Source organism: Streptococcus pasteurianus (assembly GCF_004843545.1).
In the GTDB taxonomy this organism is placed as follows: Bacteria; Bacillota; Bacilli; order Lactobacillales; family Streptococcaceae; genus Streptococcus; species Streptococcus pasteurianus.
The window spans coordinates 662256-688166 of sequence record NZ_CP039457.1 but is presented as its reverse complement, the minus strand read 5'-3'; the positions used below and the strand labels follow the sequence as shown (position 1 = coordinate 688166).

At 36.1% G+C, this 25911-nt stretch carries 27 protein-coding genes and 1 pseudogene; 11 read left to right on the top strand and 17 right to left on the bottom strand.

All coding sequences use genetic code 11. The annotated features are described in order from the left end of the window. Positions 1–7: 7 nt before the first annotated feature. From E8M05_RS03740 to udk, 4 genes are all read right to left on the bottom strand, one after another. Complete coding sequence (locus tag E8M05_RS03740; protein WP_136596407.1) at positions 8–286, bottom strand: DUF1294 domain-containing protein; 279 nt, start codon at positions 284–286, stop codon at positions 8–10. Next, the gene (gene leuB / locus E8M05_RS03735; RefSeq protein ID WP_058692805.1) at positions 283–1320 is read right to left on the bottom strand and encodes a 3-isopropylmalate dehydrogenase; all 1038 of its coding nucleotides are present in this window, start codon (positions 1318–1320) and stop codon (positions 283–285) included. The genes E8M05_RS03740 and leuB overlap by 4 nt, the downstream gene beginning before the upstream one ends. Before the next feature lie 51 nt (positions 1321–1371). Further along, entirely contained in the window at positions 1372–2934 is a 1563-nt protein-coding gene (locus tag E8M05_RS03730; protein WP_003064020.1) for a 2-isopropylmalate synthase, read from the bottom strand. Positions 2935–3318: 384 nt separating this feature from the next. Next, the gene (udk, locus tag E8M05_RS03725) at positions 3319–3939 is read right to left on the bottom strand and encodes a uridine kinase (protein ID WP_003064019.1); all 621 of its coding nucleotides are present in this window, start codon (positions 3937–3939) and stop codon (positions 3319–3321) included. A 152-nt stretch (positions 3940–4091) separates the two neighbouring features. Here udk and E8M05_RS03720 point away from each other — a divergent pair, with 152 nt between their 5' ends. Further along, the gene (locus E8M05_RS03720; RefSeq protein WP_003064018.1) at positions 4092–5177 is read left to right on the top strand and encodes a DEAD/DEAH box helicase; all 1086 of its coding nucleotides are present in this window, start codon (positions 4092–4094) and stop codon (positions 5175–5177) included. A gap of 95 nt (positions 5178–5272) precedes the next feature. On the opposite strand, the gene E8M05_RS03715 is transcribed toward E8M05_RS03720, so the two are convergent. From E8M05_RS03715 to E8M05_RS03690, 6 genes are all read right to left on the bottom strand, one after another. After that, the gene (locus tag E8M05_RS03715; RefSeq protein WP_003064017.1) at positions 5273–5509 is read right to left on the bottom strand and encodes an LPXTG cell wall anchor domain-containing protein; all 237 of its coding nucleotides are present in this window, start codon (positions 5507–5509) and stop codon (positions 5273–5275) included. Between the two features lie 155 nt (positions 5510–5664). Then, on the bottom strand, positions 5665–5787 hold the full coding sequence (locus tag E8M05_RS11825; RefSeq protein ID WP_160312949.1) for a YSIRK-type signal peptide-containing protein: 123 nt from the start codon (positions 5785–5787) through the stop codon (positions 5665–5667). Positions 5788–6079: 292 nt separating this feature from the next. Continuing rightward, positions 6080–7723, bottom strand: a complete 1644-nt coding sequence (locus E8M05_RS03705; protein WP_003064015.1) for a phosphoenolpyruvate carboxykinase (ATP) — start codon at positions 7721–7723, stop codon at positions 6080–6082. Between the two features lie 183 nt (positions 7724–7906). Beyond that, positions 7907–9337 (bottom strand): NADP-dependent glyceraldehyde-3-phosphate dehydrogenase, encoded by a 1431-nt coding sequence (locus E8M05_RS03700; protein WP_003064014.1) that lies wholly within the window; start codon positions 9335–9337, stop codon positions 7907–7909. Between the two features lie 402 nt (positions 9338–9739). Next, positions 9740–11473, bottom strand: a complete 1734-nt coding sequence (gene ptsP / locus E8M05_RS03695; protein WP_003064012.1) for a phosphoenolpyruvate--protein phosphotransferase — start codon at positions 11471–11473, stop codon at positions 9740–9742. A 4-nt stretch (positions 11474–11477) separates the two neighbouring features. Then, a complete protein-coding gene (locus E8M05_RS03690; protein WP_003064009.1) occupies positions 11478–11741 on the bottom strand; it encodes a phosphocarrier protein HPr in 264 nt (87 codons plus the stop codon). 329 nt (positions 11742–12070) lie between these two features. Between E8M05_RS03690 and E8M05_RS03685 the strand changes: the two genes are divergently transcribed. The 3 genes from E8M05_RS03685 (at position 12071) to E8M05_RS03675 (ending at position 13541) form a co-directional block, all read left to right on the top strand. Beyond that, positions 12071–12211 (top strand): GNAT family N-acetyltransferase, encoded by a 141-nt coding sequence (locus E8M05_RS03685; RefSeq protein ID WP_003064005.1) that lies wholly within the window; start codon positions 12071–12073, stop codon positions 12209–12211. After that, positions 12195–13139, top strand: a complete 945-nt coding sequence (locus E8M05_RS03680) for a DHH family phosphoesterase (RefSeq protein ID WP_003064004.1) — start codon at positions 12195–12197, stop codon at positions 13137–13139. Before E8M05_RS03685 ends, E8M05_RS03680 begins: the two co-directional genes overlap by 17 nt. 159 nt (positions 13140–13298) lie before the next feature. After that, positions 13299–13541, top strand: coding sequence for a type B 50S ribosomal protein L31 (locus tag E8M05_RS03675; protein ID WP_003064003.1), 243 nt, complete (start codon positions 13299–13301; stop codon positions 13539–13541). A gap of 104 nt (positions 13542–13645) precedes the next feature. On the opposite strand, the gene E8M05_RS03670 is transcribed toward E8M05_RS03675, so the two are convergent. Together E8M05_RS03670 and E8M05_RS03665 are read right to left on the bottom strand one after the other, a co-directional pair. After that, positions 13646–14803 carry a site-specific integrase gene (locus E8M05_RS03670; protein WP_000022505.1) on the bottom strand — a complete coding sequence of 386 codons (1158 nt, stop codon included), beginning with the start codon at positions 14801–14803 and terminating at the stop codon, positions 13646–13648. A gap of 54 nt (positions 14804–14857) precedes the next feature. Next, positions 14858–15424, bottom strand: coding sequence for a helix-turn-helix domain-containing protein (locus tag E8M05_RS03665; RefSeq protein ID WP_003064002.1), 567 nt, complete (start codon positions 15422–15424; stop codon positions 14858–14860). Positions 15425–15585: 161 nt separating this feature from the next. On the opposite strand from E8M05_RS03665, the gene E8M05_RS03660 reads away from it, so the two are divergent. From E8M05_RS03660 to E8M05_RS03625, 7 genes are all read left to right on the top strand, one after another. Next, complete coding sequence (locus tag E8M05_RS03660; RefSeq protein WP_003064001.1) at positions 15586–15864, top strand: hypothetical protein; 279 nt, start codon at positions 15586–15588, stop codon at positions 15862–15864. A 7-nt stretch (positions 15865–15871) separates the two neighbouring features. Further along, positions 15872–16198, top strand: a complete 327-nt coding sequence (locus E8M05_RS03655; RefSeq protein WP_003064000.1) for a replication initiator protein A — start codon at positions 15872–15874, stop codon at positions 16196–16198. A 1-nt stretch (position 16199) separates the two neighbouring features. Further along, a complete protein-coding gene (locus E8M05_RS03650) occupies positions 16200–16841 on the top strand; it encodes a hypothetical protein (RefSeq protein WP_003063998.1) in 642 nt (213 codons plus the stop codon). Positions 16842–17132: 291 nt separating this feature from the next. Then, positions 17133–17996: a hypothetical protein gene (locus E8M05_RS03640; protein ID WP_003063994.1), complete on the top strand. Its 864-nt coding sequence runs from the start codon at positions 17133–17135 to the stop codon at positions 17994–17996. Positions 17997–18043: 47 nt separating this feature from the next. Next, on the top strand, positions 18044–18478 hold the full coding sequence (locus tag E8M05_RS03635) for a hypothetical protein (RefSeq protein WP_003063992.1): 435 nt from the start codon (positions 18044–18046) through the stop codon (positions 18476–18478). Positions 18479–18794: 316 nt separating this feature from the next. Further along, complete coding sequence (gene mobV / locus E8M05_RS03630) at positions 18795–20051, top strand: MobV family relaxase (RefSeq protein ID WP_003063990.1); 1257 nt, start codon at positions 18795–18797, stop codon at positions 20049–20051. Between the two features lie 172 nt (positions 20052–20223). Continuing rightward, positions 20224–20766 (top strand): hypothetical protein, encoded by a 543-nt coding sequence (locus E8M05_RS03625; RefSeq protein WP_000182451.1) that lies wholly within the window; start codon positions 20224–20226, stop codon positions 20764–20766. 302 nt (positions 20767–21068) lie between these two features. On the opposite strand, the gene E8M05_RS03620 is transcribed toward E8M05_RS03625, so the two are convergent. The 5 genes and pseudogenes from E8M05_RS03620 to vncR all read right to left on the bottom strand — a co-directional run bounded on the left by E8M05_RS03620 (position 21069) and on the right by vncR (position 25862). Further along, entirely contained in the window at positions 21069–21398 is a 330-nt protein-coding gene (locus E8M05_RS03620) for a type II toxin-antitoxin system RelE/ParE family toxin (RefSeq protein ID WP_000384814.1), read from the bottom strand. Next, positions 21388–21678, bottom strand: coding sequence for a type II toxin-antitoxin system RelB/ParD family antitoxin (gene relB, locus E8M05_RS03615; RefSeq protein ID WP_000259348.1), 291 nt, complete (start codon positions 21676–21678; stop codon positions 21388–21390). The genes E8M05_RS03620 and relB overlap by 11 nt, the downstream gene beginning before the upstream one ends. 329 nt (positions 21679–22007) lie before the next feature. Next, positions 22008–22989, bottom strand: a pseudogene (locus E8M05_RS03610) (IS30 family transposase). 897 nt (positions 22990–23886) lie between these two features. After that, entirely contained in the window at positions 23887–25209 is a 1323-nt protein-coding gene (gene vncS / locus E8M05_RS03605) for a sensor histidine kinase VncS (protein ID WP_003063986.1), read from the bottom strand. Beyond that, entirely contained in the window at positions 25206–25862 is a 657-nt protein-coding gene (vncR, locus tag E8M05_RS03600) for a response regulator transcription factor VncR (protein ID WP_003063985.1), read from the bottom strand. The genes vncS and vncR overlap by 4 nt, the downstream gene beginning before the upstream one ends. Positions 25863–25911 lie beyond the last annotated feature (49 nt).

The following is a 25911-nucleotide window of genomic DNA, read 5'->3' as shown; positions in this document are numbered from 1 at the left end:
TTAGCTACTATTTCCAAATGACGATATACCAGTATAAAACCGCAATATCAATCACCATTCCCAAAGACCAACAAGCTTTAAAGTACCATTTCAAAGTTTTATGATGAAAGATTTTTCCACCAAGAAAAGCACCGATTCCACCAAATAAGATACTCTCTAAAAGCAATGTTTTCTCTGAAATTCGCCAACGTCCATGCTCTGCTTTCTTTTTATCAATACCATAAGTCAGAAAGGTCAAAACATTCCAAAAAACGAAAATGAGAAGCGCTAATTCTTTTAAAGTCATAGATTTGCAATAATAGCTGCGGTCATTTCAGCTGTTGAAGCTTTACCGCCTAAATCACGTGTTAAAATGCCTTGATTGAATGTCTTATCAACCGCATTTTCAATAAGTTCTGCACCAGCTACTTCACCAAAACTTTCACGCAACATCATAGCAACAGATAAAATCATGCTGACAGGATTGGCAATGCCTTGTCCAGCAATATCTGGAGCTGAACCGTGAATCGGCTCATAAAGGCTTGGTCCATTTTCTGAATGGCTAGCTGATGGCATAACACCAAGTGTGCCTGGAAGCACGCTTGATTCATCAGACAAAATATCACCAAAAAGATTTTCCGTAACCACAACGTCAAAGCGTGATGGATTTGTAATCATAATCATGGCTGCGCTATCCACCAATTGATGTTCCAACGTGACATCTGGAAATTCTAAGGCTACTTCTTCAGCAACTTTACGCCATAATTTTGAAGTCGCCAAGACATTTTGTTTATCAATGCTTGTCACTTTTTTGCCGCGAAGTCGTGCCAATTCAAATGCCTTGCGAATAATACGGCGGATTTCCTGCGCTGAATAGTCATTGATATCACGTGCTGATTCATCTTGTAATTGATGTTCACCAAAATAGATACCACCTGTTAACTCACGGACAACAACAAAGTCTACTCCTTCAATACGTTCAAGTTTCAAAGGCGACAAATGTTTCAACGCATCAAAGATACGAACAGGTCTGATATTTGCAAACAAATTTAATTCCTTACGAATGGCAAGCAAGCCTTGTTCTGGACGAACAGGAGCGTTATCATACTTTGGACCACCAATGGCAGCTAATAAAATCGCATCAGCTGATTTTGCCGCATCCAAAGTTTCTTTTGGTAGTGGATGACCATTGGCATCAATTCCTGCGCCACCAAAAGGTTTTGCATCAATGTCATAATCAAAATTAATTTTTGAAGCCACAGCTTCAAGGACTTCTAAGCCTGCTGCCATAATTTCTGGACCAATACCATCACCAGCAAGTGTAACAATTTTTTTCGTCATAATGAGATACCGCAAGCAACATCGTTGCTTCTCTATAAATTCCTTTCTTATTTAATTAGTTGGCACATCACGGAATGAAACGGCTTTGCCAATTTCACCAGCATTTTCTTTTTGAACAAAAGCATTCGCATTGACATAAGCAATGGCACCTGCTTTAAGCACATCAAAATCAATACCAGATGCGTTAAAAATTGTTCCTGTATCAACATTTTCAATTGAAACAGACACACGCGCTTGTGAATCAATACCGTCTGTTACAGCATCCATTGTGTAGCTGAGAAGGCGGACAGTTTGATTGAAGAATTTATCGACAGCGTTATAGATAGCTTCAACAGAACCTTTTCCATTTGCAATAACTTCAACTTCTTCACCGTCAGCGTTTACCATAAGTACTTCGGCTGTCACCGTATCATCAGCATTTGATGTTAATTTCAAATCGCCAAAGTGGAAGCCTTCTGGATTTTCAATTGCTGTTCCAGCAACCAAAGCTCTGATATCAGCATCTGTAATTTCATGTTTCTTATCAGCCAATTTTTTAAATTTGCCAAATAGCGTTGCAATTTCTGATTCTTCGAAAGCAAGTTCGAGTTCTTTCAATTTTTCAACGAAAGCATGACGACCTGAAAGTTTACCAAGCGGAAGCGAGTTGTGTTTGACTCCGACAAGCTCTGGCGTGATAATTTCATAAGTGAGTGGATTTTTAAGCACACCATCTTGGTGAATACCAGATTCATGTGAGAAGGCATTTCCGCCAACCACAGCTTTGTTCTTAGGAATTGAAATTCCTGAGAAGCGTGAAATCAATTCAGACGTATTGACCGTTTCGTTAAGGACAATATCAGATGTCGCTTGATAATAATCTTCACGGATATTAAGAGCTACTGCAATCTCTTCAAGTGCCACATTTCCAGCACGTTCACCAATACCATTGACTGTCCCTTCAACGCGTCCAGCACCATTTTTGATAGCTGCTAAAGTGTTGGCTGTCGCCATTCCAAGGTCATCATGACAATGTGGACTGAAGATAATCTCGCGGTCTGATTTTGTATTTTCAATCAAATATTTGAAGATGTTACCATATTCCTCTGGCGTTGTGAAACCAACCGTATCAGGAATATTGATGTAAGTTGCGCCAGCATCAACCGCTGTCTGAACAACTTGGAGAAGATAATCAAGTTCTGTACGAGTTGCATCTTCTGGAGAAAATTCGACCACATCAAATTTACTACGTGCATAAGTTACATGTTCTTTGATAATATCAAGAATTTCTTCTTTTGTTTTTTTCAATTTATATTCACGATGAATAGGACTTGTTGCAATGAACACGTGACATTGTGGGTATTTAGCATCTTTCAATGCTTCATAACAAGCATCAATATCTGATTTCACAGAACGTGCTAAACCTGACACCGCAGTTGTTGTCATTGCTGCTGAAATTTGACGAACCGCTTCAAATGAATCAGGACTAGCTGCTGGAAAACCAGCTTCAATTGAAGCAATACCCCATTTTTCAAGCTGTTTGGCAATTGCTACTTTTTCTTTGATTGAAAAATTAATACCTGGTGTTTGTTCGCCATCACGAAGAGTAGTATCAAGGAATTCAACTTTACGCATAATAACCTCTTTCTAATTATTAACAAAATCATTAAGATAAAAATAAAAACATCTCACGGACAAGCGAGATGTTTTTTATCCCGCTTGGTAAGCCAAACAGGACTAATGCTTTCATGCACTAGCCCTCATTACGCAATAGCAAGACTGTCATATTTGCGAATGTCATTGACTTAATTCCCTTCGATGTTTTTCGTTTTTTTACATAATACTCTTTTCTAGAATAAAAGTCAACAGAATAATCCAAATAAAATAAATTTTCTGAATACTTTCTGGGATTTTTACTAAATAGTTGATAATTTAGCTGAAAAAGAGAATCTTTCTGTTGATTGGTTATAAAAAGCCACCAAGCTTAGTTTGGTGGCTAGATTCTCTATTCACTACAAATCATTCTAAAATAGTTGCGATTTTAGTGTTGATAAGGTCGATAGCGACAACGTTTGATGCTCCTTCTGGGATGATAATGTCTGCATAGCGTTTTGTTGGTTCGATGAATTGGTGGTACATTGGCTTAACAACTGATGTGTATTGGTCAATAACGCTGTCAAGACTACGTCCACGTTCTTCCATATCACGTTTGATACGGCGAATAATACGGATATCGTCATCAGTGTCAACAAATAATTTAATATCCATCAAATCACGGAGGCGTTTATCTTCAAGAACCAAGATTCCTTCGACAATAAAAACATCTTGTGGTTCTTGGCGATATGTTTTTTCGCTACGCGTATGTTGTGTGTAATCATAAATTGGAATGTCAACAGGACGTCCTGCAATGAGTTCATTGATGTGTTCAATCATCAAATCCGTATCAAAAGCAAGTGGGTGGTCATAATTGGTTGACACGCGTTCTTCAAATGTCAGATGACTTTGGTCTTTATAGTAAGAATCATGTTGAATCATCGCAATCTTTTGGTCTTTAAAATTCGCCAAAATAGCCTTTGAAACACTGGTTTTTCCACCACCAGAGCCACCAGTCACACCAATAATAATAGGTTTTTTACGCATTTATTACTCCAAATCAAAAATATTTCCTATCTATTCTACTACATTTTTACCATTTTTTAAATGCTGAAAACTCTTACTTATTCACGAAATAAAAAAAGATTCCCTTTCTATGTTATAATAGGTGAAGATTACAAACATAGAAAAGGAAACTTATGATTTCACAATTTCCACAAGTCTGGCGAGAGCAGTTAGCTAATCTGAAATTTAGCGAGCTAACAGCTATTCAAAAACAAATTTTCGAGCCTATTTCACAAGGTGATAATGTCCTTGGTGTCAGCCCAACTGGTACAGGTAAGACACTAGCTTATCTTTTTCCAACACTTTTAAATGTGACACCCAAAAAATCACAACAATTATTGATTTTAGCACCAAATACCGAACTAGCAGGGCAAATTTTTGAGGTAACTAAAACATGGGCTGAGCCTCTAAATCTTACAGCACAGCTATTCATTTCTGGTTCTAGTCAAAAACGTCAAATCGAACGTTTGAAAAAAGGTCCAGAAATTCTTATCGGAACACCTGGGCGTGTTTTCGAGTTAGTCAAGCTCAAAAAAATCAAAATGATGAACGTTGACACAATCGTTTTGGATGAATTTGATGAATTACTAGGTGACTCTCAATATCATTTTGTTGAAAATATCATCAACCGTGTTCCACGTGACCACCAAATGGTTTACATGAGTGCAACTAATAAAGTTGACGCTGACGCACTCGCTGAAAATACGTTGACGATTGATTTGTCTGACCAAAAGCTGGAACAAATCGCTCATTATTACATTACCGTCGATAAACGTGACCGCCTTGAATTACTCCGCAAATTTTCAAATATTCCAGAATTCCGTGGCTTGGTCTTTTTCAACAGTCTTTCAGATTTAGGAGCTACTGAAGAACGTCTTCAATTTAATCGTGTTTCTGCTGTTTCTTTGGCTTCTGATATTAATGTCAAATTCCGTAAAGTCATTCTTGAAAAATTCAAAAATCATGACATTTCACTACTGTTGGCAACTGATTTAGTTGCCCGTGGGATTGATATTGAAAATCTCGAATACGTTATCAATTTTGACCTCGCTCGTGATAAAGAAGTCTATACTCATCGTGCAGGAAGAACTGGACGTATGGGAAAAGCTGGCGTTGTTATTACTTTCATTACGCACAAAGAAGAATTGAAAAAACTAAAAAAATACGCTCAAGTCTCAGAAGTTTATCTTAAAAATCAAGGACTTCATTTGAAAAAATAAGCCTTCAATACACTCAAAAAGCACACCCGATTGAGAATGTTCTCTTTCAGATGTGCTTTTTTTGTTAGAGGAAGGGATGACTAAACTTAAATTTATTAGTCTTTAGAGACTTTTCTTCGTTTCCAAATGCCTGCTGTTAGTGTCACTAAAGCAAAACCGAGAGCAAGAAGATAATTTTGTGTAACGCTTGATGTTTGAGGGAGCTCGTCGGTTGCTTTTGAACTTGCCAAAGGTTTAGCAGGAGTTGAAGCTTTAACTTCTTTATGAACGGTTACGACCCCTAGGGCAGCTACCTCTCCTCCTTTCTCGTTTTCACTGACCTGCGGTTCCACTTTCGGTGGTGTTTCTGGTTTGATGATCTCTTCAGGAAAGGAATGAGAGTTTCTTCTTTTGGAATATCAAGAGCTTCTTCTGATACTGTCTCCTGTACTTTAGAAGCTGCTGTTGCATTAGCTGTCGCCATGCTTTCAACACCACTTGCTCAATATTAGAAGCAGAGTCTGTTTGACTTAATCCTGCTACTTTTGACAGCTCCCACAAGGACTGAAACTAGTCCGACCTTGTACTTTCTAAAAGAGAATCTCTCTCTTATCCATAATAAACCTCCCAAAATGGTTATTTTATATTGACGGCTCGTCAATATAAAAAATATTAAAACACAAGTTTATTAAAAAAATAATATCTTTCTGAAAATTCTTTTATTTTTATCACGTTTTATAGTTATAGGTGTATGTATGAAATGTTTATAGTCAGATTTATTGACAAATAATGTGATAAATGATAAGAATTACCTAGTTTATAACCATTAGATAAATATTGTATTTTTATTGAATAAATATCAAAAAAAGTACCCGCTAGGGATACTTTTTCATCGAAGAAATAGTTTTTGTAAGAATATGACCTTATTTTAAATTGTTAATAACTCGTTCCAAACGTGAGATAGCTTCAACAGGCAGAGCTAGTTTAGGATTGTTTTGATTAAAAGACAATAGAAAATTCAAACGAATTTGCATCCGCGAACGAATCAATTGTTTATATTTAGCATCAAAACGGTGGACAGGATAGTCCTCTAATGCCAAATATTCAAAGCCTTCAATGGGGCCAAAAGCTTTAAAATCGACATTGCCATCAACAATTTTTTCAATGATATCTAAAGAAACTTCTTTTGGAATACCATTTCCCATGTAAAATCCCGTATTAATGATATAACAGTCAACACCACTAGCAAATAATGAACGGAATTTTTGATAATCTTCGACCAAAGGATAAACCCTAAATGGATTTGCAAATGGTTCAATAACCAATGATTGCTTGCTACCTTCAATATTTTCAGCGCTTGAACGTTTTGTCATCAATGTACAACCCATTGTCGCTGCCATGAGTGAATCATTAATTTTGATTAAAGGTGGCAATGAATCGTCTTTCATAATCCAAAAAATAGCATTAATTGGCTCCTCAATATGGTCAACACGATTTGGCGTTGCAAAACGTGATTTTACGGTACGTCCGTTCCCATTACGAATATCCTCGGTCATCAATTTTTGACGACCATTATCATCCAGCGTCACACCACAATTTTGAACAGTCACGAAAAAGTCTTGCTCTGGGTGTCCCGTTGGATAATCGTTGGTCTTATCAAAATAAGACGGTTCTAGCGCAATGGATGAGCCATCTTTTTCAGAAATAATAAAGGCATCATCATGCAACACTTTGATATCGTATTTTCCATTATGCTTAGCATGAGTCAACGTTGATTTTCCTGAACCAGATAAGCCAAAGAAAGAGGCAACATAATCATTTTTTTCCTCTTTTCCTTGGAAAATTTTCAAACCACCGTGGCAAGAAACATAGCCATTGCGTGCAGCTGTTCCCCAAGCCAACGTTAATGTCGCTTTTTTCAATTCTCCAAAATAATTCAAACCTAAAATAGCCACACAATTGTGATTCGTGTCAAAATAAGCTAAACCATCTGGATAATCTGGATGAGACCATTTAGGATCAAAAAAGACAAAAATATCATCTTCATCATACCGTTTAGAAACTTTTAAACGATTTTTAAATTCTTCATCTAAAATCTGAAAATTAAGCAACCATGAATAGAGATTGTTGATTTCTTCCTCAGGCACCATCAAATGTGCACGTACCATAAACTCTTCATCCAAACCAACAATAGCATCTGCTTTATAGAATTTGCGACTATGGGCTTGATAAACCGCACTTCGCACAATGGATAACAAGCGCTCATCTTCATCTGAATCCAAGCCATAAATACGACGTGCCTTAGCTGTTCTACCAACCACAGCTCCCGAATTTGTCAATAAAACTCGAGCATAGGACGGCAAGCCAAGTTCTTTTGTGTGAATGACAGGCATGTCCAGAATCACTGTTCCAGCAGCATTCGATGCCAATTGATAAGCCTCTTCTAAAGTCTTAATTGAAATGACCTGATTCTCATAAAATGCTGTTTCGACAATAGTTTTTAATGCAGAAAAATATGGACTTGCTTTGCGCATTTCCAAAGTTGAAAATTGATTACGTGTTACCATTTTCTACCTCCTATTGTATGGCTACCCTTATTTTATCACAATTGCATACGCTTTCATAACTAAAAGTGTAAAACCATTGCAAAAAAGAAAAATTTATAAAAATTTTCATGAAGAACACAATTTGTAACCATATTTCTAAACTAAAAAAAGTCAGAACAGAGCCGTTCTAACCTTCATCAAAAATTATTTTGCAATATCAAATACTGTAGATTTAACAGTAGTCATTGCTTCAATAGAGTATTTCACACCTTGTGTTCCAGCACCAGATTTCTTAGCACCAAGGAATGGGAAGTTATCTGTACCACGTTGTGTTTTGTTGTTGATGTGAACAGTACCCACTTCAAGTTGTTCAGCAATCTTGAATGCTAATGGGAAGTTATTTGTAAATACTGCTGCTTGAAGACCGTATTCAGATTTATTTGAAATTTCGACAGCTTCTTCTACTGAATTAACACGGATAACTGGAAGGACTGGGCCAAATGGTTCTTCCCAAGCCAAACGCATATCAGTTGTTACATTGTCAAACAATACTGGACTAATAAGATTACCTTCACGTTTGAATGAAATAACTTCTTTAGCACCCTTATCTTGAGCGTCTTTGATAAGACCTTCAACGTAGTCAGCTGCTTTTGTATCGATAAGCGGAGTAATATCAGCATCATCTTCAGGCATACCAACAGTCAAATCTTTAACAAGTTCTGAAACTTTGTCAACCAATTTATCTGCAACGCTATCCATAACAAGGACACGTTTAACGGCTGTACAACGTTGACCTGAGTAACCGTAAGCACCAGCAACGATGTTTTTAGCAGCCAAATCAAGGTCTGCATCTTCAAGAACGATAGCTGAGTCTTTCCCACCAAGTTCAAGCATAATTGGACGCATACCAGCCAATTTACCAATGTGTTCACCTACTGGTGTAGAACCTGTGAAGTTGATGTAGTTAACAGCTTCATGTTCAACGATGTAGTCACCGATTACTGAACCACGTCCTGTAATTGTGTTAAATACACCAGCTGGAAGTCCAGCTTCAGCAAATGCTTCAGCCAAAAGAAGACCTGAAATAGAACCTTGCGTAGGTGGTTTAAGGGCAACAACGTTCCCTGAAATAAGGGCAGGAGCAATCTTAGAACCTGCAAGGTTAATTGGATAGTTAAATGGTGAGATAGCGAGTACCAATCCTACTGGTTCGCGACGAACAATAGCGATCTTTTTCTTACTTGCTGCTTCAAAGCTTCCACCTTCAAGAACTTCACCTTCAAGACGGACACCTTCTTCAGCGGCATAATTAATGATTTCAGCTGTACGGATAACTTCACCCACTGCTGATTTGTAACCTTTAGCGATTTCTTTTGAAAGTACAGCACCGATTTTTTCAGCATCACGCACTAAAATATCAGCTGCTTTATGAAGGTAAGCTGCACGTTCTACGTATGAAAGCGCACGCCATTCTTTTTGAGCAGCTTTTGCAGAAGCGTAAACATAGTCAACTTCTTCTTGGCTCATTGCAGGTACAGAACCGAGTTCTTCACCTGTGGCAGGAGCATAAATTTTAATTTCTTCTTTAGAAAGTTTCCACTCTCCATTGACATAGTTTTTATATTGTTTAGTCAAGCTATATCTCCTTTTAAATGTGATAACTCCATTTTATCACTTTTTCTGCTTTTTTCAATATTTTAACACGAAAAAATTCAGAAAATTAAGACAAAATCTTTGCAATATCAAATTTTCATAATAATAAATTTATTGAATAAAGCTTTTTGTGGTAAAATACGAATTTCATCTGTATTATACAACTTAGAGTACACTCCAAGTCAAGGAGTTTGTTTTAAAAAATAAATTCTCCAGTAAACATTCTATTCATAAACCTTTAAAAATCAGCAATTCCGACAAAAGTTGATTTTTCAGTTATTGGCTAAGCTAAAACGGCAGAAAAACCTCTACACATCTATCCGAAAAATCAAAAAAGAGTTCGGACAAAATAGTCCAAACCCTTTCTGATAATATTAACCACAATTAATCAAAATCAACATACTCTTTGCTAAGCTCAAGAACTTCTTCCATCGTTGAGCATTCTGTAAGAGCGCGATTTGCATATTCTTGCATTTTAGCTGTATCAAGTTTCTTCATAAGGCTACGTGTACGAAGAATTGATGTAGCTGACATAGAGAACTCATCAAGTCCCATTCCGACAAGAAGCGGAACAGCTTTCTGGTCACCAGCCATTTCACCACACATACCAGCCCATTTACCTTCAGCGTGTGCTGCTTTGATAACATTATTAATCAAACGAAGGATAGATGGGTTATATGGTTGGTAAAGGTATGAAACTTGTTCGTTCATACGGTCAGCGGCCATAGTGTATTGAATAAGGTCGTTTGTACCAATTGAGAAGAAATCAACTTCTTTTGCAAATTGGTCAGCAAGCATAGCTGCTGCTGGGATTTCAATCATGATACCTACTTGGATATCATCTGCCACTGCAACACCTTCAGCTTTAAGGTTAGCTTTTTCTTCATCAAAGATTGCTTTAGCAGCACGGAATTCTTTAAGAAGTGCAACCATTGGGAACATAATACGAAGTTGTCCGTGAACAGATGCACGAAGAAGTGCACGAATTTGTGTACGGAACATTGCATTTCCTGTTTCTGAGATAGAAATACGAAGTGCACGGAATCCAAGGAACGGGTTCATTTCTTTTGGAAGGTCAAAGTATGGAAGTTCTTTATCCCCACCGATATCCATAGTACGAACCACAACCGGTTTACCATTCATGCCCTCAAGAACAGCCTTGTATGCTTCATATTGTTCATCTTCAGTTGGGAAATCTTGTGAATCCATATATAAGAATTCAGTACGATAAAGACCAACTGCTTCTGCACCATTAGCATTAACACCTTCAACGTCTTTAGGTGTTCCGATGTTGGCTGCCAATTCGAAGTGTTTACCATCAGCTGTTACTGTTTCGGCATCTTTAAGAAGAGCCCATTCAGCTTTTTGTTTAGCATATGCTTCACCAGCTGCTTTAAATTCAGCAATTTCTTCTTCTGTTGGATTGATAATCACATCCCCTGTGATACCATTTACTGCTACAATGTCGCCATCTTTAACGCGACTTGTGATATCGTTTGTTCCAAGAACAGCAGCGATTTCAAGAGTACGTGCCATGATAGCTGAATGACTTGTACGTCCACCAATGTTAGTAACAAAGGCTTTTACAAATTGTTTGTTTAATTGAGCAGTATCAGATGGCGTCAAGTCATGTGCAATAACAATTGATTCTTCATCAATTGTTGCAGGATTTGGAAGTTTAGCACCGATAAGGTGTGCCAATACACGTTTTGAAACGTCGCGGATATCCGCTGCACGCTCTTGCATGTACGGGTTATCTTCCATTCCCTCAAAGATAGTGATGAACATGTCAGTCACTTCTTTAAGGCCTGCTTCTGCATTCGTTTGTTTTGCACGGATAGTTTCTTTAATTTGACTGATCATTTCTGGGTCAGCAAGAACCATCAAATGTGCATCAAACACGGCAGCTGCTTCTTCACCTAGTGTTTCTACTGCTTTCTCACGAATAACAGAAAGCTCGTCTTGTGATGCTTTTAATGCGGCATCTAGGCGAGCTTCTTCTGCACTTGTATCTTCAACTGTAACAGTTTCAAATGACAAATCCGGTTGAACGAGTAGATACGCTTTAGCAACAGCAACACCATCAGATGCGGCAATTCCTTTAAGCATTTCTGTCATTTTATTAAGCCAATCCTTCTTTAGTCATTGTTTCTTCGATTGCTGCAAGTGCGTCATCTGCATCTGCACCTTCAGCAGAGATAGTAACGTCAGCACCTTGACCAACACCAAGGCTCATAACACCCATGATAGATTTAAGGTTTACAGCTTTACCTTTGTAATCAAGAGTGATGTCTGAAGCAAATTTGCTAGCTGTTTGAACAAGCAAAGTAGCTGGACGTGCGTGAATTCCTGTTTCTGCAACAATGTGAAAATCTTTTGAAGCCATATTATGGTTCTCCTTTTTATTTGTTTTTTTCGAATTATCATATGATAACCCTTACAAGACATGATTATAGCATATTCCTATTTTTATTTCAATACTTACACGTTTTTGTGCGCGCTTTCTTTTCTGATAATTTTTGATTTTGCTTATTTGCAACACCTACTCAAAAAGCTGATTTAGAGGTAGATTTGAACATTTTTTGTAGAAATTGACAAAAGTATCTATCAAATTAAGCATCCTAAAATAAATTCTCTTTTTTCTGTGGTATAATGAAAATCAGAAAAATGTCATGGTAAGCGGTATAAAATTTTTAATTCATTTTCTTTGTTTTTATGGAAAATACTGAAATTCGTGCTTACTTACAAACATCTTACACTTCTGTTGAATTTGAGACAATTTCTGATGAATACCTAGAGAACAGTATTCCACATATTGATATGATATTGGAGAATAAACATGAACAACACTTTTGAAGAAATTTTAGAAAAAATAAAAGCTTACGATACCATTATTATCCACCGTCATCAACGTCCCGACCCTGATGCTCTCGGTAGCCAAGTCGGGCTTCGTGATATTATCAGACATAATTTTCCAGAAAAAAAAGTCTTGGCGACTGGGAAAGACGAGCCAACACTTACTTGGTTAACAAAAATGGATACTGTCTCTGATGATGATTACCAAGGCGCTTTAGTTATTGTTACCGATACTGCAAACACGCCACGTGTTGACGATGACCGCTATACAAAAGGTGACTTTCTGATTAAAATCGACCATCACCCTAATGACGATGCTTACGGTGATTTGCTTTATGTTGATACAACTACTTCTAGCGCTAGCGAAATCATCACCGATTTTGCCCTTTCAACTAGTCTAGCTTTATCAAATGAGGCAGCTCGCCTGCTTTATTGTGGTATTGTCGGTGATACTGGACGTTTCCTTTATCCTGCAACAACGAGCAAAACCCTCTCAATTGCGAGCAAACTACGCGAATATGATTTTGATTTTTCAACACTAGCTCGCCAAATGGACTCATTTTCATTTAAAATTGCTAAACTTCAAGGATACGTTTTTGACAATCTTGAAGTTGATGAAAATGGCGCTGCTCGTGTGGTATTGACACAGGATATCATGAAAAAATTCAACGTAACAGATGCTGAAACATCTGCCATCGTTGGAACTCCTGGAAAAATCGATTGTATCCAATCATGGGCAATTTTTGTCGAACAAACTGATAAACATTATCGTGTGCGCCTCCGTAGTAAATCACAGGTTATCAATGAAATTGCTAAACGTCATGACGGAGGCGGACACCCATTAGCCAGCGGAGCTAATTCTTATAGCCTTGAAGAAAACGACGAAATCTACCAAGAAATCAAAGACTTACTAACATCAAAAGACTAAGCTATCTCTTGATAGGCTTGACTTTTAGACAAGTTGATTTTAATTCAATTAATTTGTCTAAAAGTCTTGTCAAATATCGCATTATTTGATAAACTATAGAAGTTAAAATAACTATGGTGCGTCAAAAAAGCACCATGGCAGAAAGGAAATCTTTTAACAATGAAACAAAACATCCATCCAGAATACCGTCCAGTTGTGTTCATGGACACAACTACTGGTTACAAATTCCTTAGCGGTTCTACAAAATCTTCTAACGAAACTGTAGAATTTGAAGGCGCTACTTATCCACTTGTACGTGTGGAAATCTCATCAGATTCTCACCCATTCTACACTGGACGCCAAAAATTCACACAAGCAGACGGTCGTGTGGATCGCTTCAACAAAAAATACGGTCTCAAATAAGAAACCGCATTTATCATCTGAAAACGTTGATATTAAGCCATTTTCGAGAAGTCGGAATTGGCTTTTTTTATTTTTAGTACCGTTTTTGGTACCGTCTTGGAAAATTAATTATTTGACTTTTTGAGATAATCAGCAAATTTTTTTATCGTCTGTTCTCCCCCTGCCTCTGTAGCATGGCTGTAGGTATCTAATGTCATTTGACTACTAGCATGACCTAACCGCTTGGCAGCATTAACTGGGTCTACTCCTACTTCTATCATTAAGGTTGCATGAGTATGCCTAAACCCATGAGGTGTGATTTTCTTTAAATTATGTTTATTGATAATACGCTTCAATATGCTGTTGATATAATCTTGATACAAAGGCTGTATTTTTCCGTCTCTATCAACAAACGTAAACATATAATCATTATCAATTAATGGAGTAACTGAAAGTTGCCCTTTTTCTTTTTTACTTTGCTGTTTCCATTCTCTCAAAATTGCTGTTGTTTCAGCGTCTAAAGGAATTTGACGCACTGAAAATCTATTTTTAGTACTTTTTTCAACTGCTTTTCCTTTTATCCGCCCTAAATTTTTGGTGACAGATAATATCTGTTTATCAAAATTCATATCAGACCACCTTAAAGAATAAAGCTCGCCTTTCCTTAAACCGCTATAAGCTAATAATCTAAATAAAGCATAGTTCTTATAAGGTTCTTCCGCCTTTACAATAGCTAAAAATTCGTGTAATTCATCAACATTGAAAAAATTATCAGACTGTTTTTGCTCTCTTTTAGGTAAAGTAACGTCTCTCATAGGGTTCTCAGCAATCAATTTCATTTTAACCGCAAAGGAAAAAACTTGACTAGCATAAGATTTTATTTGCTTAATATTTCTAAAGGTCTTTCCTTTCTCCGTAATAAACTCCTGGCATTGCCAAGGAGTTATTTTTGAAATTGCAATATTTCCTAGTGTTGGTAAAATATGGAGCCTAAAAATATCATCAGTACGAACGCTTGTCGTCCTCTCTACAGTATCTTGATATGTTCTAAACCATTCTTCAAAAACTCCCTCAAAACGTCTCTCAGGGGCTCTGAGAAGCTCTGAGAGCTCTCCAGTTGACTTTTTATGATAAATCATGGCTTCATGTTCTTTTGCTTCTCTACGTGTTTTAAAACCGCTTTTAAAATAATCATGACGTTTTCCGTCAATCACTCGGTAAATTCTAACCTTGTAAAGATAGCCTGTTTTAGATTTTTTAGCCTTGTACTTAATAATAGACATTGTAATTTCTCCGTTTCTAAGGTTTCGGAGCTTATAAAACAATGAAATTACATATTAGTCTTTCTTTTGTCTAGATTTCTGCATGGCTTTATACTCTTCGGACTTTTCCCACTCTTCCCAAACGTAATGATAAGGTGAGTTTTTATCACCACTTTTATTTAATAGATATGGAAATATTGTTTCAGATTGCTCTTTTAAAAATTGCTTATAGGCTTTCACAATAACTGGGTGATAGCCTTTTTCTTTTATCAAAAAATCAATATGACTTTCTAAAATTCCTGTTCCACTAATATCAGCAAGTAAACCAGCAACATCATCTTTAAAAGGGGTTAAGTCATCAATTTTTTTACTTGCAACAGAACCGTCCTTTAAAAACTTAACAAACAATTTAACAAAACTATCCTCACTAGGATTTTTTAAAACTGGATTATCATCCAAACCAAGCAAATACGGAACAGATACCCCAAAGTAGTCTGCAAGTATTTGGGCATTTTTCTTTTTCGGTGTTCTTATCCCTTGATTATATCCCGACAAAGTTGGATAAGCAATCCCAGTTTCCTCACTAATCGTTGTTAATTTTTTTTGACTTTCTTTAATCAGCTTTTCAATATTATTCTTCATAATTCCCTCTTTCTAAATCTATTTTTCGTATATTTTAGCACAAATAATTCAAAAAGGATATTTTTTGTTGACTTATATGCAAAAAGAATTTATAATTATCGTAAATAATTCAAAAAGAATTATTTTTTCGGAGCTTATAAAACAATGAAAGGAAAAATAAGATGCCAGAAGAATTCATTTTACAATTACCTAAACGAAAAGAAAAAGAGCTACTGGCTCGCTATGATAACATGCTACAAACCGCCATTGAAAAAGCACTTGAGGATAAGGAACTTTATAAACCAATGGTTCGTATGTCAGGTCTATGTCGTTGGCTAGATGTTTCAACGACTACTATTGCAAAATGGCAAAAAGAAGGTATGCCCCATATGGTTATTGACGGAGTAACTTTATACGATAAACATAGAGTCGCTCAATGGCTACAACAATTTGAGAGGTAAGAATATTATGGACTACGATAGTGAAAACTTTTTAATTCCTAAAATTCTCTTTCAAGATGAATTTTATAGTGAATTGTCATTTAATGACATTTTTGTGTACTCAGTCTTAAAAGATAAACAAATCGAAGCTGCTGAAAAAGGTTGGATAGATACTGATGGTAGTGTTTATCTAAGTTACACCATAAAAGAACTCACAAAAATGTTTTCGTGCAGTAAAGAAACAATGATAAAAATTATGCGCCGTTTAGAAGAATTCAATCTAATTGAACGTGAAAGGGAGGATGTTTTTTATGGGTATAGTCTTCCCTATAGAACTTACATTAACGAGGTGTGAAATGATGAAGATCTATTTTGGCAATGATGAAGAAAACAACCTACTTGTTAAAAAGCGCTTAGAAAGCTTCAAAATTGACTACGAAGAACATTCTAGCAAAGACATTGATTATCAAACACTACTGAATTGGTTTACTAATTCTTCAGATATGTTTGAGTTTCTACAGCCTAGATTAATGAGGTACAAACTTGACAATAGACTAATATTTAGTCAGTTTGTATTGAAAATTTTAAATGATATTGATAATTCACTTAAATTGCCTCTAGCTGTTACAGATACAAATATTATCCCTGGTCTAACACCTGGTGAGGTAACGATATTTCTTCCACCAGAATATCGTAAAACAGAAAGAATTCAACTTTATCATCAGCTAAATCAACTAGACACTGAACGTCGTTTTTGGAGAAACCTTAAAATCTTTCGTGAGCAATCAGGTCTACGTTGGTTTGAATTTAACCAATTGATGTTTTCGGATACTTCTGATGATTTAGGGGAAGTAAAAAGAGCAAAAGATAATTTTTTCGCTTATAAACGAAATTTAAAAATTCCTCCTCAAGAGCAAATCGAAAAAGCAGCAAAAGTTTTAATGATTGAACCAGAAGATTTTTTCACAAAAACTGTCTCAGATTTACAAAATTTCTAGTCTAAAATTTTATGAAAACAACTATGAAAATATTATGAAAACGGAATTTTGAGGTCAAGTTTTTGGAGGGTCCGAAAATTTTATAACAGGGCGCCCTCTAACAGCCCGCTATGTGCACATCTGATGTGCATCCACTACACCCGTTTTTTGGCAAGTTTGGCTGGAGAAAAATGAAAATGGTTCGACGAAGTCGGCTCGGGGTTGCTCCCCCGAGAATGTCATTTTACGTAAGCCTTTGCGCAGACAAAAAAATCGGCGCCGATAGGCGACCGTCAAAGAAAGGAGTTCTTTTTGGATATAAAAGTCAGCCTAGACAATATCACAATGACAGCCTATATCAAATCTAAAAAATATTTAGCTATGAAACAACTCATAGAAACGCATTTAGCTATTACTGTTCAAACTGCTATGACCGATATGTTTCGAGCCACCACTGGGGATGGAGCCCACGTTGTGCTCCATCTGAATTATGACAAACAAAAAGGACAAGACCGTAAGGCTCGTCCATTTCGCTTAGAGTTTAATCCCAATAAACTCCGCTTAGTTGATAGTGAAATTATAGATACTATTATACCATTTCTTGAAGACATTTCAATATCACGTGCTGATTTAGCTTTTGATCTATTTGAGGTTGATTGTAGTGAGTTCGTTCTCGAAAAAAAGGGCAGACCAACTGCAACAAAGGAATTCCGTTCTAGTACTGGAACGTTAGAAACAAAATATCTAGGTGCTCCACGTTCTGAAAAACAAGTTAGGCTATATAACAAGAAAAGGGAACAATTCCAAAATGGTACTGATAGAGATAAAGATTTTGCAAGTCAATTTAAGCACTGGTGGCGCTTGGAATTTCAATTAAGAAGCCGTTCAGTTGAGGAGATATTCGAGGTTATCAATACTATTATTTTTAAACCATTCAAATTTGAAGGTTTACCTGTTGAAACTCAAATTTATCTTGTAGCTCTTACACGTGATAAAAATATTTGGAAACTATTGCACAGAAACACAAGAACAAAATACAAAAAAATCTTAGAGACTTATCAAACATCAGATATTGACTACCTAGGTTTGATGAAAGATTTGTTAAAACATGAAAGACCAAAACTGGAAAAACAGCTTGCTTATTATGGTGGTCGGATAGACAAAAATAGCTTTTAACCTTTTGGTTGAAAACCCAATAATACCAAGACTTTGAGAGGTTAAAAATGAGGATAAAAGACTATGCCGATAGTAAAGGAGTTACTAGTCAGGCTATTTATAAAAAAATGCGCTCCCCAAAATACAAAGAAAGATTAAAAGGTCACTTGTACAGAGACAACCAAAAGGTTGAAAACCTTGATTTAATAGGCATTAAGATATTGGAAGATTATGCTTTTGAAAATGATGTCATAAAATTGGAGCATGAATTAAATAAACTCAAGGAAACGAACAAACAGGAAAAGCAAGATATGCAAATTAGGATAGATAAGTTAGCTGATAAGTTAATGTCATCACTTGAAAATCGTAATAACCTTATTCAAGAAAGATACGATTTACTAGATTACATTAGGAGTTTAGAGCGACAGAGGAATATCTTGCTTATTGTTATCACTACGATAGTGCTTAGCTTTCTAATAGTGATTGGCTTCATTCTTTTTTAAAGGGAATTGTCGGACAATGCGAAGCCGTCCGACCTTGGCACTTATTAAGTGCCCCTACTCGCTTCGGCGAGTATAGTCGGAACTCCTCTTGTGGCTCGAGAGTTGTTCCGATGTCGCTACTATTTTTGGAGCGACCAGCCGTCTGCAAGACCCTTCGGAGAACGCACTTTTACGAAGTAAAGCGTAGTGCGTTACACTTTACATGGAAGTAGTGCCGACCTCTTAAGAGGAAACTAATTGTGTGGTTGCTTATTCGTGGTGGCAATTTCCGCCACCACCTCGGCGACCTTTTGAGCCGAGAAAGGAGCTTTGAAATATGAGTTATATTGTAGCTAGAATGGAAAAATACAAATCTAGTCAATTAAGTGGTATTTATAATCATAATGAACGTGTTTTTAAAAATCACTCTAACAAAGATATAGATCCAAGTCGTTCTCACCTTAACTATGAACTAACCAATCGCAATAAAAATCAAACTTACCATAAACAAATAAAGGAGCATATTAATGAAAATCGCATATCTAGTCGTGGAATTCGCAAAGATGCTGTACTATGTAACGAATGGGTTATTACATCAGATAAAACATTTTTTGAGTCGCTAAACCAAGAACAAACTAAAGAATTCTTTGAGAGTGCTAAAAACTACTTTGCTGAAAAATATGGAGAAGCTAACATTGCCTATGCTAGTGTACATCTTGATGAAAGTACACCACACATGCATTTGGGAATTGTACCAATGAAAGATGGTAAATTAAGCTCCAAAGCACTTTTTGGAAACCGAGAAAAATTAAGGGAAATTCAAGATGAACTACCTAAATACCTTAATAAACAGGGGTATCATTTACAACGAGGTGAGGCAGATAGTAAGAAAAAGCATCTAAAAACGGAAGAATTTAAAGAAAAACAAAAAATACTAAAAATGGCTGACAAAGCCATTGATAAGAAAAACAGCGAAATTGGCAATGCTAAAAGTCAATTAAATAAGCTACAAAATGATATCGATAATAAAAAACAAACTCTTTCAGAACTTGAAAACAAAGAATGTGAAACTGTCGGAACCATTGAAAAATACGAAAAAGAAATCAAGGAGCTTTCAGATTTAAAAATAGACTTAACTGAACTTGATAACTTTAACATTGATAATCTACAAAAAAATAATCTAATCAAACGAACATTTGATGGTAAATTGAAAATAGATAAAGTGACATTTGAAAAACTTTATCAAACTGCAAAGAAAAATATGTTAGACAACTCTAGATTAAAACATAAATTAACTAAACTTCAGTCAGAGAACAATCAATTATCAAGAAGTTTATTGTCTTATCGTAATACAAGTGATGAGAATCTAATATTAAAACAGGAAAATAGGCAGTTAAAAAACAAAATTGAAAATTTAGATAGTCAAATAACCTTATTAAACAAAAAAATGACTATTTGGAGAGAGAAAGCAAAAGAATTTATGCCAAAGCCCGTTTTTCAAAACACACTTTCACTTGTCAACAGCTTAAGTCCAATAGGATTAGCCAAAACAGTTATTAGACAAGTTAAAAATCTTGTCGATAAAAATAGCTAGTATCACTTTTATGCCGTGAAAGCTACTTGATAGCAAGCTATGCGATTTAGACTAAATTTGACGAGTTGTCAGACTGAAGAGCTGACAACCGACAAATTAGATAAAAATAGCATAGGTTACTTGCTGTCAAGTAGATCATGGAATAAATTAAAAAAATCAAGGAGCAAATAAAATGACAAATAAAAAAGCTTTTTATTACTTTCATCACGACTTATCAAAAAAGGATAAAGGTGGCATTGATCCAATATACACTGGAAAAAATCTCTTATTTTTATTATGGTGGACTTTTATTCACACAGACTACGATAATTACGTTGATATTGAACCAGGTGTTCAGGATGATATCAATAAGGCTGTTAGGGAAACAAAAGAATTTAGGGAATTTTACGAAAGTGAATTACAGCTTTATCGCATAAAACAGGAACTAAAAAATTATAATATCCATTTTGCTTACGCTACTGATAAAGAATTAGAAAGATATAATGCACAATTTGGATATGAAACATCTGAAGAACATAAAGGAAAAATGCTAATTGGAATTGCACCTACGGACGAAGAAACCTATGTCAGAGGTTATTTGAAATTCATTGAAGATATTTCAAATGATGACACCCGTTTTGGAATATATCACAGACTCATTAAATCTGAAAAGACCATGCTTCCAATTGAGCAAATTAATTATATAAAAAAATTGACTAAAAAGAATTTAAAATGATATATTGATAATGAGCTAAGACTGAGTTTGAGTTGGTAACAACTCATTCAAAGAGTACTCTTCATGAATACTAGGTAGAGGTGCTGCCTCCTGGCTTTGCTTAGGTAAATCCCCGATTGAGTTCTTAGCTTTTTAAGTTAGGAGAAGGTTGTGTGACTGGTAACAGCTTACTCAAAGGTATCATCTTCTGATACAGGTCTGGCACTGCCTTGAGGTTTAGCCTCTAAAGAACCCGAACTAATTTTGCTCCTAACTAAAATCATCTTAAAAGCCTTAGTGTTACTACTAAGGCTTTTAGATTGCTACTTGAATAATTTCACATAATCGCTTCGAGTTGAGACAATATGGGTAATGACAACTTCCTTTTTTTCATCATTAACAAAATATAAAGCTATATAATCTTTCCCAATTGTTAAACCTCTAGTTTTATGACGTTTATCCAAAGTTTTTCCAAATCTTTCATCAACATCAAAACCTACTTCAGGAAAAATCTCTAAAGCGCTTATTTTTTGCATAATATTATCAACTACTTTTTTCGCTGATGTTTCTGACTTGAAATTATTAATTATATATTCTTTTATTTCTACCAATGTTTCCAATGCACCAGCAGAATAACTTATTTTATAATCCAAGACGTTTTCTCACCTCTTCAGCTGAATAAGTGTTTACACCAGCTTCATAATCATCAATACTTTGCTTTATTTCTGTTTGAAGTTGTTTAAATAACATCTCTTTTTCCAGCTCTTCTTCGCTCAATAAATCAATTTCATTAGTAACGACAACATTTTGTAAAAATAATCTTAAAGCATGTGACAATGTTAAATTCTTTTTATTTAAAATCTCTTTAGCTTCACTTACTAATTCTTTATTAGCTTGAAAAGTGACCGCTCTATTTTTTTCTGCAACTACCATTTTATGTAACTCCTTTATGTATTTACTTAATTATCTCATTTGTATAAAAAAAGTCAATAAAAAACGCCCAACATAATTGAGTGAAATTTCATTGTTTTGTAAGCTCCGAAACTTAATATTTTTGGTACCTTTTTGGTACCGTACACGTTTATAAATACTTAATATATATATAAATTTTTAAAATTAAAATCCGTTAAAGCCTTATTTTAAAAGGTATTTGCTAATATCTTATATAATGTTTGGAAAATACGGTCTCAAATAAGAAACCGCATTTTACAGGAAAGCCATTTTCGAGCAATCGAAATTGGCTTTTTTTATTTAGCGAATTGTCAAATTAAGTGCACATTTATCCCATAAAAAACTTCATAAGGTGTTTTCCAGTTTAGACATTTTCGTGGTCTGTTGTTTAATTTATTTTCCCATTCCTGAATAATCAAGTGTTCTACCTCTGTTAAGTCACTTCCTTTTGGAAAATACTCTCGCAATAAGCCATTTGTATTCTCATTTGTTCCTCGTTGTCAAGGAGCATGAGAATCAGGAAAATAGACTTCGACATTTAGTTTCTCGGTGAGTTCAGGATATCCTGAGAATTCCTTACCTCTATCAGGAGTCACTGTTTCTTTTGGTAGAGATGCTAACATATTTACCATGGCTTCTATAACCAATTTACTTTTCTTGACAGCTACTTTCTGAATTTTGAGGAAGCGGGAATGCCTATCAGTGAGTGTTACTAGGCAAGCTTTTCCAGTCTTTCCAGCAACAGTATCGGCTTCCCAATCACCTATTCTCGAGCGTTCATTAGCTGCTATTGGTCTCTCATGAATGGTATGAGAAATAGGAATTTTTCCTCGCTTTTCCACATGGGATTTTGTATGGCGTGTTTTACCATGGTGACGAAGTTTGCGAACAACCCCACGAGCACCATGTAAAAGAGGCGTGTCGTCAAAGTGACCGCGATAGATAGCTCTATAAATGGTTTGATAACTAATGACGTGTCTTTCTCGTTCTAAACGTAATCGCCCCTCAATTTCTTCTGGCGACCATTGACACTCAAGAAAAAGATGCTTGACGATCTGACTGTGTTCAGTGTCTATTTCTAATTTCCTTTTTCGCCCACAATGCGATTTAGCGAGATGATAAGCTGTTTGTGCCCTACTATAGTTGCCTTGTTTGGAATGACGTTTTAATTCACGGCTAATACTTGAGGGGTGCCGATGTAATAGTCGTGCTATTTGAGAAAAGGTCATCCCTTTAAGTACGATAAATCAGAATACTTTCTCGTTCATCTATGGTAAAATGATGGTAGCTCATAAGATTTCCTTTCGTAAGATGTTTGTTCAATCCTATTTTACTAGAAAAATCTTATGAGTTTTTATTGTGCACTTATATTGTAAATTCAAGATATAAAAAATCCCATTATTCCCGACAAATGACAGAAATATAGCAAAAAAGCCCCAACCAATAGGACTTTTTTGCTATATTATACCGGCGGCCGGGGTCGAACCGGCACGTCCTTGCGGACACTGGATTTTGAGTGCGATACCGATATTTTTTTAAGCCAGAGATGCTAATTTAGTAGGCTTACTATCACTTAATTTCTTTAAAAATATGAAAGTTTTCTTCTTTTTAGATACTTTTTAGAAACTCTATAAAGATAATAAAAAATTTTGGGTATAGAAATTTGAGGTTAGTTAAAGAAAGCATCTAAAGTCTTATAAATTTTGTCATATCATGGGGTTTATCATTTTTTATTTGTTATAGAAAATCAGACTAAATTAGATTTTATTGACCAAAAATTGACCAAATTTTGGTATTTTAAATGTGAGTACAAAATAGAATTTATTAAAAAAGTAATAGATTCTGCTGTGTATTTACTATTTATTATAAAATGGCAACATTTCTGTTTGGGCTAGCCCAAACAGTATAACTAACGAGTTCTAGTCTATCAATGAACTTGTTGTCTTATAACCCTTACTAAACTTAATGACATTGGGTTTGGTCTATCCTACCTATTTATCAAAAGTTAGGGGTGTTAAACTGTATTCTCTAATCGAATCTTGCCACCTTTGGGTAGTATTGTATAATGTAGATCAACGATTTTGTTGTTTAAAGTTACCCTTGAAACAACGAGATTTTCTAGACATCAGATTCTTCTTACTTAGTATAGAACACTCTATAAATTCTGTCTAGTTTAATGCAATATTCATTTTACTCGTTACTCGGAAATTGTATCAAAAAAAATAAGCATTTCTCCTGTCTCTCAAAGCGGTAAAGAATCCCTTCGTGCTCCAATAAGCTTTTAACTACAAAGAGGCCTAGACCAGAGCCCTGTGCCCTTTTATTGCTAGTATTCAAGAAGAATTGGGTAAATTTTTCTTGTTCCTCTGGATTACAGCTGTTTTCAATGGAAATCCAGCCCTCCTTCTCAGCGATCCTCACGTAACCACCTTGAGTAGAATGCTTGATGGCATTGCTGAGAAGATTAGACAGGATAAGTTTGAGAACAGAGGGGTTGAGGTAAGCCTGCTGGTTCGTCAGTTGATTTTGCACCAAAAGCTTCCGCTCTTTGGCAAGTAGGCTGTAGTCCTGTATTAGCTCTTTTGTTATATCCAGCAAAGAAACCTCTTCTTTTTCGTCTCGTAGCTCCTGAACGGAAGAAAGGGTTAATATTTGCAAGACATTATGGCTGAGTTCATCAACTATTTCTGAAGCCACAGCTAGGTAGCGGTCTCGGTCTTTATAGCGTCCTATATTCTCTTGCATATTTTCAATGAGGATTTTCAGGCTGGTGAGGGGTGTTTTTAGTTCATGTGAGGCCCCACGCAAAAACTCCACCTTCATGTGTTCAAGCTGGAGAATAGCCGCATTTTTCTCGTGCAAATCTGCAATGACCGTCAAGAGATGTTGGTAGAGACTATTGATTTGTTCCTTTAAATCGCCAATCTCATCTTTGGAATCCACACGCAGACGAACCTCGGCATCTAAGTCCATCATGCGGCGAGTCACCCGCTTGATTTCTAAAATCGGTGCGACAATGGTGCGAGCATAGATGTAGGCGATGAGCAGTGAAATCAGAAAAGAAGCCAGCAAGGTGTAAGGAAGAAACTGAAGACTGATCTGCTCTGCCTCCTTTTGCAAATCCATAGAAGCTAGAAACTGGAGAGTCATGCTTTGACCGTCCTGAGTCGTTACCTCTCGCTCCTCGATGACCACAGAGGTCGTCTGGCGGTCAGGGTCCAAGGGAATACCCTCTGCGATCTCTATCCCGTCCTCTGTCACCTCCCCCTTGACTGAAATCAGGATGTCACTGGTCTCGGAGTAAACAGCCAGCACCCGCTCAATCGTCCTCTTATCCTGTCCTTCAAGTGACTGGGCAATCTTAGTTGCCTTTTTGACAATGACTTCCCGCCTGTTACCCTGATAGGTGATGGGAAAGAGAAAATATATGGCCAAGTGGAGGCAAATGACCAGAATACTAAAAATGGAGAAAGTGTAGATAAAAATCTTTTTAAATAAACTGAGTCGCTTCATTTTCTCTCCAATTTATAGCCAACATTTCTGACGGTATGGATACAATCTAGGTGCAACTTTTTGCGCAAGCCCTTGATGTAGACATCAATCACTCGTTCAAAAGGAACCTCATCTGTTGCCTTCCACACTGCATCAATAATCTGTGATCGTGTCAAGACACGTCTTTCATTTTTGACCAAATAATCTAGAATTTCTAATTCTTTGGCATTAATAGCCACTTCTTCTCCTGCTAGACTTGCACTGTAACTCTCAAAGTCCACTCGCGTATCCTTGTAAATAAAGACTCGTCCCTTATCATAATAGCGCTTAAAAATTGCATCCACTCTCACTTTTAAAAGAGATAGAGAAAAGGGTTTCTCCAGATAACCATCCGCTAAGGAAGCAAAAGCACCCATCTTGTATTCTTCGTCCTGAAAAGCTGTCAACATCAGAACAGGAACCTGACTGGTTTTACGAATCTCAGCTAAGACTTCTAAGCCACTGAGCTTAGGCATTTGAATATCCAGTAATACCAGAGCAATTTCATAACTAGAAAATTTCTCCAAGGCCTCCTGACCATCTGCTGCCTGAATAGTTTCATAGCTACAGTCTGTCAAATAATCACTAATCCCCTCACGGATCATATCTTCATCTTCTACAATTAAAATCTTCATAGAAAAATATTTCTCATTCCTTTAAATTTCTTTTCAATCATCTCCATTC

Bases quoted from the DNA above. Each gene is read 5' to 3' on its own strand.
- E8M05_RS03740 (WP_136596407.1), bottom strand. From the start codon at position 286: ATGACTTTAAAAGAATTAGCGCTTCTCATTTTCGTTTTTTGGAATGTT.
- leuB (WP_058692805.1), bottom strand. From the start codon at position 1,320: ATGACGAAAAAAATTGTTACACTTGCTGGTGATGGTATTGGTCCAGAA.
- E8M05_RS03730 (WP_003064020.1), bottom strand. From the start codon at position 2,934: ATGCGTAAAGTTGAATTCCTTGATACTACTCTTCGTGATGGCGAACAA.
- udk (WP_003064019.1), bottom strand. From the start codon at position 3,939: ATGCGTAAAAAACCTATTATTATTGGTGTGACTGGTGGCTCTGGTGGT.
- E8M05_RS03720 (WP_003064018.1), top strand. From the start codon at position 4,092: ATGATTTCACAATTTCCACAAGTCTGGCGAGAGCAGTTAGCTAATCTG.
- E8M05_RS03705 (WP_003064015.1), bottom strand. From the start codon at position 7,723: ATGGTAACACGTAATCAATTTTCAACTTTGGAAATGCGCAAAGCAAGT.
- ptsP (WP_003064012.1), bottom strand. From the start codon at position 11,473: ATGACAGAAATGCTTAAAGGAATTGCCGCATCTGATGGTGTTGCTGTT.
- E8M05_RS03690 (WP_003064009.1), bottom strand. From the start codon at position 11,741: ATGGCTTCAAAAGATTTTCACATTGTTGCAGAAACAGGAATTCACGCA.
- E8M05_RS03685 (WP_003064005.1), top strand. From the start codon at position 12,071: ATGGAAAATACTGAAATTCGTGCTTACTTACAAACATCTTACACTTCT.
- E8M05_RS03680 (WP_003064004.1), top strand. From the start codon at position 12,195: ATGAACAACACTTTTGAAGAAATTTTAGAAAAAATAAAAGCTTACGAT.
- E8M05_RS03675 (WP_003064003.1), top strand. From the start codon at position 13,299: ATGAAACAAAACATCCATCCAGAATACCGTCCAGTTGTGTTCATGGAC.
- E8M05_RS03670 (WP_000022505.1), bottom strand. From the start codon at position 14,803: ATGTCTATTATTAAGTACAAGGCTAAAAAATCTAAAACAGGCTATCTT.
- E8M05_RS03665 (WP_003064002.1), bottom strand. From the start codon at position 15,424: ATGAAGAATAATATTGAAAAGCTGATTAAAGAAAGTCAAAAAAAATTA.
- E8M05_RS03660 (WP_003064001.1), top strand. From the start codon at position 15,586: ATGCCAGAAGAATTCATTTTACAATTACCTAAACGAAAAGAAAAAGAG.
- E8M05_RS03655 (WP_003064000.1), top strand. From the start codon at position 15,872: ATGGACTACGATAGTGAAAACTTTTTAATTCCTAAAATTCTCTTTCAA.
- E8M05_RS03650 (WP_003063998.1), top strand. From the start codon at position 16,200: ATGATGAAGATCTATTTTGGCAATGATGAAGAAAACAACCTACTTGTT.
- E8M05_RS03635 (WP_003063992.1), top strand. From the start codon at position 18,044: ATGAGGATAAAAGACTATGCCGATAGTAAAGGAGTTACTAGTCAGGCT.
- mobV (WP_003063990.1), top strand. From the start codon at position 18,795: ATGAGTTATATTGTAGCTAGAATGGAAAAATACAAATCTAGTCAATTA.
- E8M05_RS03625 (WP_000182451.1), top strand. From the start codon at position 20,224: ATGACAAATAAAAAAGCTTTTTATTACTTTCATCACGACTTATCAAAA.
- relB (WP_000259348.1), bottom strand. From the start codon at position 21,678: ATGGTAGTTGCAGAAAAAAATAGAGCGGTCACTTTTCAAGCTAATAAA.
- vncS (WP_003063986.1), bottom strand. From the start codon at position 25,209: ATGAAGCGACTCAGTTTATTTAAAAAGATTTTTATCTACACTTTCTCC.
- vncR (WP_003063985.1), bottom strand. From the start codon at position 25,862: ATGAAGATTTTAATTGTAGAAGATGAAGATATGATCCGTGAGGGGATT.